Genomic DNA, 6,174 nt, shown 5'->3' on the forward strand with positions numbered 1-6,174 from the left:
GGCGATCATGCGGATACGGCACACGGAACAACCCCCGGCTCAGCACAGCGGCGAGAGCGAACAGGACGCGCTCGACCTCCGTGCCGAGCTGGACGAATTACTGCGAGCCCGGCAGTACGCCAACCAGCGCGAACGGCGGCTCGCCGAGGCCGTGCGGGCCGTCCCGGAGCGGCAGCGGCCGGACGCGGAACTGCTGCGGCAGCTGGCCCAGGCGCGGACGCTGCGCGAGGGGCTCGGCACCCGATGCCTGGAGCTCAGCGAGCAGTTGACCGCGCTGGAGGACCGGCTGCGCCAGCCGCCGGTCCGCAATCCGGTGCCCCGGCAGCCCACCGGCGCCCGCTTCGGGGGCGTGCGGGGGGAGGAGGAAGGAGCGCACGCCCCGTCGGCGCGCCGAGCGGCTCCGCCGCCACCCGCCACCGGGGCCCGGTTCGGCGCCCCGCGGTCCCGCCCCGAGGAGGCCGGCGAACCGACCCCGCCCCGGACGGTCCCGGCGCCCCAGCCACCGCCCGCGCCCGAAGAGCCACCGGAGCCGCCCCGGCGCCGCTCCCCCGCCGAACTCACCGCCCTCGCCGAGCGGATCACCGCTCTGCACCGCCAGGGCGCCACCCAGGAGATCACCTCCCTGCTGGGCCAGGCCGCCGCCCTGCTCCTCCCGCTCGACACCGCCCGGCTGGCCGGTCTGCTCGCCCGCGGCGGCCCGCCCGACGCCTCCGTCCAGCTGGCCCGCGGCGCCGCGGCCGGCACTCCGACGCAGGCCGCCAGCACCCTCGCCGAACTGCGCTCCGCCGGCCTGGCCCAGGAGGCGACCGAACTGTTCCACGCCCTCTGGGCCTACCCGGCCGACGCGCTGCCGGCCCTGCTGGTGGCCCTGGAACGGGCCGGCCAGCACGCGGACAGCGCCACCCTGCTCTGGGAGTGGGGCTCCGCGCCCACCGCCGAGCTGGCCGCCCTCGCGGCCGGGCTGGAGCGGGCCGGCCGCTCCGAGGACGCCCGGACGCTGCTGCGCCAGGCCGCCGGCCGGCCCGCCGCCGAGCTCGCCGACCTGGCCGGCACCCTGCCGGAGCCGCTGTCCGGCGTCCTGCTGCGCGACCTCGCGGCGCTGCGCCCGCCGGCCGAACTCGTCCGGCTCGCCACCGCGCTCGCCCCGCACCGGCGGCTCTACGACGGCCTGCTGGCCGCCCTCCTGGAGGACGAGGGCCGCCACCGCAGCACCCTCGCCTCGCTGCGCGGCGCCGGCCTGCCGACCGCCCCGGCCGGCCCGCCGCGCTCCCGCTGGGGCCGCCGGTAGGCCGGGGCCGGCGGGTTCGACGGGCCGGACGCGGGGAGCCCCCGCCCGCCGGAAGGCGGACGGGGGCTCCTTCGGCGCGACGGCCGGGTGTGCTGCGGTCAGCAGCCGATCAGCCGCGCGGCCAGGTACGACTTGACCTGGTCGAGCGAGACGCGCTCCTGCGACATGGTGTCGCGCTCGCGCACGGTCACCGCGTTGTCCTCAAGGGTGTCGAAGTCGACGGTGACGCAGAACGGCGTGCCGATCTCGTCCTGGCGGCGGTAGCGCTTGCCGATCGCGCCCGCGTCGTCGAACTCGACGTTCCACGCGGTGCGCAGGTCGGCGGCCAGGCCGCGGGCCTTCGGCGAGAGGTCGGCGTTGCGCGACAGCGGCAGCACCGCGACCTTGACCGGGGCCAGCCGCGGGTCCAGCCGCATGCCGACGCGCTTCTCCAGGACGCCCTTGGCGTTGGGCGCCTCGTCCTCGAAGTAGGCGTCGATCAGGAAGGCCAGCATGGCGCGGTTGAGGCCCGCCGCCGGCTCGATGACGTACGGGAAGTACCGCTCGCCGGACTCCTGGTCGAAGTACTTGAGGTCCTGGCCGGAGGCCTCGCTGTGCACCGTGAGGTCGTAGTCGGTGCGGTTGGCGACGCCCTCCAGCTCGGAGAATTCCTGGCCGCCGAAGTTGAAGCGGTACTCGATGTCCACCGTGCGCTTGGCGTAGTGGGACAGCTTCTCCTTCGGGTGCTCGAAGAAGCGCATGTTCTCGGTCCGCAGGCCGAGGTCGACGTACCAGTCCCAGCGCTGCTGGAGCCAGTAGTCGTGCCACTGCTCGTCCTCGCCCGGCTTGACGAAGAACTCCATCTCCATCTGCTCGAACTCGCGGGTGCGGAAGATGAAGTTGCCGGGGGTGATCTCGTTGCGGAAGCTCTTGCCGGTCTGGGCGATGCCGAACGGCGGCTTCTTGCGCGAGGTCGTCTGGACGGCCTTGAAGTTGGTGAAGATGCCCTGCGCCGTCTCCGGGCGCAGGTAGGCCAGGCCGCCCGCCTCCTCGGTGACGCCGAGGTGCGTCTTCAGCATGCCCGAGAACTCCCGGGGCTCGGTGAAGGAGCCCTTGGTGCCGCAGTCGGGGCAGTTGATGTCCTTGAGGCCGTTCGCCGGCGGGTAGCCGTGCTTGGCCTCGTACTTCTCCTCCAGGTGGTCGGCCCGGTGGCGCTTGTGGCAGGAGAGGCACTCGGTCAGCGGGTCGTTGAAGGTGGCGACGTGACCGGAGGCCTCCCAGACCTCACGGGCCAGGATCACCGACGAATCGAGCCCGACGACGTCCTCACGGGCCTGGACCATCGCGCGCCACCACTGGCGCTTGATGTTCTCCTTCAGCTCGACGCCCAGCGGCCCGTAGTCCCAGGCGGCACGCGTGCCGCCGTAGATCTCGCTGCAGGGGTAGACGAAGCCACGGCGCTTGCTCAGGCTGACGATCGTGTCGATCTTGTCGGCGGCCACAGTGCTCTCTTCAGTACGACGGCACGGTCAGGGCACGGCTGGTTGCGCGTACCCGAATACCTCAGGTTACCGGCCATACGGGTACGGGGTTCAAATCGGTATCGCCCGGCCCCGCCCAACCATCACCATCCACCGTTCACCCGTCCGAGTGATTTGACAATCATTTCCATCTAACCTGAGAATGGTTGTCATGATGATCCGACGACCTACCCGCACCGTCCTCGCCCTGACCGCGACCACCCTCGCCGGCGCCCTCCTGCTCACCGCCTGCGGCGGGGACGGCGGCGCCAAGGGCACGGACGGCAAGCTGGGCGTCGTCGCCTCGTTCTATCCGATGGAGTTCCTCGCCTCGCAGATCGGCGGCGAGCACGTCAAGGTCACCACCCTGACCCCGGCCGGCACCGAGCCGCACGACCTCGACCTCACCGCCAAGCAGGTCGCGAGCGTCAAGAAGGCCGACGCCCTGCTCTACCTCAAGGGCCTCCAGCCGACCGTGGACAAGGCGGTCGCCGACTCCGGCGCGAAGCACGTCGTCGACGCCACCGCCGCCAGCCCGCTGGTCGACCACCACCTCGGCGAGGGCGAGGAGGGCCACGCCGAGGGCGACGGCCACCAGCACGACGGCGCCCCCGGCGACCCGCACATCTGGCTCGACCCGACCCGCTACGCGGCGGTCGCCCAGAGCGTCGGCGCCGAGTTCGCCAAGGCCGACCCGGCGCACGAGGCCGACTACCGGAAGAACACCGACGAACTGGTCGGCAAGCTCACCACCCTGGACCAGCGGTTCCGGGACGGCCTCAAGGACGCGAACACCAGGACCTTCGTCACCAGCCACGCCGCCTTCGGCTACCTCGCCGAGCACTACGGCCTCACCCAGGTCGCCATCAACGGCGTCGACCCGGAGTCCGAGCCCACCCCGGCCCGGCTGGCCGACGTCCAGAAGGCCGCCAAGGACAACGGCGTCACCACGATCTTCTTCGAGACCCTGGTCAGCCCCAAGCTCGCGGAGACCGTCGCCAAGGACCTCGGCCTCCGGACCGCGGTGCTGGACCCGCTGGAGGGCGTCAAGGACCCGGCCAAGGACACCTACCTGACGGTGATGGAGCAGAACCTCGCCAACCTGCGGGCCGCGCTCGGCACGGCCGGCGCCACCACCAGCTGAGGGGACGACAACACGCCATGACCCACCCGATACCCCCGGCCGTCCGCCTGCACGACGCCGTCGCCTCGCGCGGCGGCCGGCCGGTGCTGCGCGGCGTCGACCTCACGGTGCAACCCGGCGAGGTGGTCGCCCTGCTCGGCGCCAACGGCTCCGGCAAGTCCACCACCGTCAAGGCCGTCACCGGCGCCGTCCCGCTGGAGCACGGCAGCCTGGACCTGTTCGGCATCCCGTTCGCCAAGTTCCGTGCCTGGCACCGGGTCGGCTACGTGCCGCAGCGCACCACCGCCGCCTCCGGCGTGCCGGCCACCGTGCGCGAGGTGGTCTCCACCGGGCGGCTCCCGCAGCACCGGCTGCTGCCCTTCCGCCGCCGGGACCGGGACGCGGTGGACCGCGCGCTGACCGCCGTCGGCATGCTGGACCGGGCCGGGGACGGCGTCGCCGACCTCTCCGGCGGCCAGCAGCAGCGGGTGCTGATCGCCCGCGCCCTGGTCGGCACCCCCGACCTGCTGATCATGGACGAGCCGATGGCCGGAGTGGACGCCACCAGCCAGCAGGTGCTCGCCGACACCCTGCGCGCCGAGGTCGGACGCGGCGCGGCCGTGCTGCTGGTACTGCACGAACTCGGGCCGCTGGAGCCGCTGATCGACCGCGCCGTGGTGCTGCGCGACGGCTGCGTCGCGCACGACGGCCCGCCCGTCCCCAACACCGGCCTGCACGCCCTGCCCGGCCACGACCACGTCCACCCGCACGCCGACCACACCCCGCCGAGGCTGCTCGCATGACCGAGATGCTCTCCTACGACTTCATGCAGCGCGCCCTGCTCGCCGCCGTCCTGGTCGGCATCACCGCGCCGGCCGTCGGCATCTACCTGGTGCAGCGGCGCCAGGCACTGCTGGGCGACGGCATGGGCCACGTCGCGATGACCGGGGTCGGCCTCGGCTTCATCTTCGACACCAGCCCGGTCTGGATGGCCGTCCTAGTCTGCGTCCTCGGCGCCGTCACCATGGAGCTGGTCCGCTCGCGCGGCAACCAGCGCGGCGACATCGCCCTCGCCATGCTGTTCTACGGCGGCATGGCCTGCGGCAAGCTGCTGGTCTCGAAGTCCGCCCAGGCCGGCGCCGGCAGCCTGGAGAGCTACCTCTGGGGCTCCATCCTGACCGTCGCCCCCGCCGACCTCGTCACCATCGGCGTCCTCGGCGCCGTGGTCATCGGCGTCACCGTGGGCCTGCGCCGCCAGCTCTTCGCGATCTGCCAGGACGAGGACTTCGCCCGGGTCACCGGCCTGCCGGTGCGCCTCCTCAACCTGCTGCTCGCGGTGATGGCCGCGATCACCGTCACGGTCGCCATGCGGGTGGTCGGGCTGCTGCTGGTCAGCGCGCTGATGGTGGTCCCGGTGGTGGCCGCCCAGCAGCTCACCCGCTCCTTCGCCGCCACCCAGGCCGCCTCGATCGGCCTCGGCGTCCTGGTCTCGCTGGCCGGCGTCACCGGCTCCTACCAGCTCGACGTCCCCTCCGGACCGGCCATCGTGCTGCTCGCCATCGCGGTGTTCGCGGTGTTCAGCGCGATCGCCGCACCGCTGGCCCGCCACCGGCACCGGACGGCGAAGACCGACCCCGGCCCCGCGGTCTGCGACGTCCAACTGCCCGGGCAGAGCGCGTCCGACGCGACCACTCCGGACCGGAGGGCGGGGCTGGCACAATGAGGTGCGAGATGCCCACACCCCCAGGAGGACCCACGGTGACCACCGCAGGCCCGTCGCCGCGCGCCCGCTCGACCCGGCAGCGAGCCGCCGTCTCGGCGGCCCTGGACGAGATCGAGGACTTCCGCAGCGCGCAGGAGCTCCACGACATGCTCAAGCACCGAGGCGACTCGGTGGGTCTGACCACGGTCTACCGCACCCTGCAGTCGCTCGCCGACGCCGGCGAGGTCGACGTGCTGCGCACCGCCGACGGCGAGGCCGTCTACCGCCGCTGCAGCAGCGGGCACCACCACCACCTGGTCTGCCGGCACTGCGGCGCGACCGTCGAGGTGGAGGGGCCGGCCGTCGAACGCTGGGCCAACTCGGTAGCCGCCGAGCACGGGTTCAGCGACATCGCCCACACCCTGGAGATCTTCGGGACCTGTGCGGAGTGCGCCAAGAAGGCCTGATCCGGCCGCGCCGAAGGGCCGGTCGATCTTCACCTCGTACCGCAGCCGCTCCAGCTTGCGCAGGTGGCCGATGTAGAGGGTCAGCAGGGTCGCCG

6 protein-coding genes are annotated in these 6,174 nt (G+C 73.0%); 5 read left to right on the plus strand and 1 reads right to left on the minus strand.

The annotated features are described in order from the left end of the window. Positions 1 to 7 precede the first annotated feature (7 nt). Positions 8 to 1,288, plus strand: coding sequence for a hypothetical protein (locus ABT263_RS10735; RefSeq protein ID WP_352289827.1), 1,281 nt, complete (start codon positions 8 to 10; stop codon positions 1,286 to 1,288). Positions 1,289 to 1,386: 98 nt separating this feature from the next. Here the strand turns inward: ABT263_RS10735 and ABT263_RS10740 are convergent, their stop codons facing one another. Continuing rightward, a complete protein-coding gene (locus ABT263_RS10740) occupies positions 1,387 to 2,769 on the minus strand; it encodes a glycine--tRNA ligase (RefSeq protein WP_329487560.1) in 1,383 nt (460 codons plus the stop codon). A 190-nt stretch (positions 2,770 to 2,959) separates the two neighbouring features. Between ABT263_RS10740 and ABT263_RS10745 the strand changes: the two genes are divergently transcribed. The 4 genes from ABT263_RS10745 to ABT263_RS10760 are packed head-to-tail and all read left to right on the plus strand — an operon-like array spanning position 2,960 to position 6,079. Further along, positions 2,960 to 3,931, plus strand: a complete 972-nt coding sequence (locus tag ABT263_RS10745; RefSeq protein WP_352289830.1) for a metal ABC transporter substrate-binding protein — start codon at positions 2,960 to 2,962, stop codon at positions 3,929 to 3,931. A 17-nt stretch (positions 3,932 to 3,948) separates the two neighbouring features. Then, on the plus strand, positions 3,949 to 4,713 hold the full coding sequence (locus tag ABT263_RS10750; RefSeq protein ID WP_329487562.1) for a metal ABC transporter ATP-binding protein: 765 nt from the start codon (positions 3,949 to 3,951) through the stop codon (positions 4,711 to 4,713). Beyond that, a complete protein-coding gene (locus tag ABT263_RS10755) occupies positions 4,710 to 5,633 on the plus strand; it encodes a metal ABC transporter permease (RefSeq protein ID WP_352289833.1) in 924 nt (307 codons plus the stop codon). Before ABT263_RS10750 ends, ABT263_RS10755 begins: the two co-directional genes overlap by 4 nt. A 35-nt stretch (positions 5,634 to 5,668) precedes the next feature. Further along, positions 5,669 to 6,079: a Fur family transcriptional regulator gene (locus tag ABT263_RS10760; protein WP_329487566.1), complete on the plus strand. Its 411-nt coding sequence runs from the start codon at positions 5,669 to 5,671 to the stop codon at positions 6,077 to 6,079. Positions 6,080 to 6,174 lie beyond the last annotated feature (95 nt).

It is taken from the genome of Kitasatospora sp. NPDC001603 (genome assembly GCF_040298365.1).
GTDB lineage: Bacteria > Actinomycetota > Actinomycetes > Streptomycetales > Streptomycetaceae > Kitasatospora.

Excerpts from the sequence above, each read along its gene's own strand:
- ABT263_RS10745 (WP_352289830.1), top strand. The coding sequence starts at position 2,960 with ATGATGATCCGACGACCTACCCGCACCGTCCTCGCCCTGACCGCGACC.
- ABT263_RS10755 (WP_352289833.1), top strand. The coding sequence starts at position 4,710 with ATGACCGAGATGCTCTCCTACGACTTCATGCAGCGCGCCCTGCTCGCC.
- ABT263_RS10735 (WP_352289827.1), top strand. The coding sequence starts at position 8 with ATGCGGATACGGCACACGGAACAACCCCCGGCTCAGCACAGCGGCGAG.
- ABT263_RS10750 (WP_329487562.1), top strand. The coding sequence starts at position 3,949 with ATGACCCACCCGATACCCCCGGCCGTCCGCCTGCACGACGCCGTCGCC.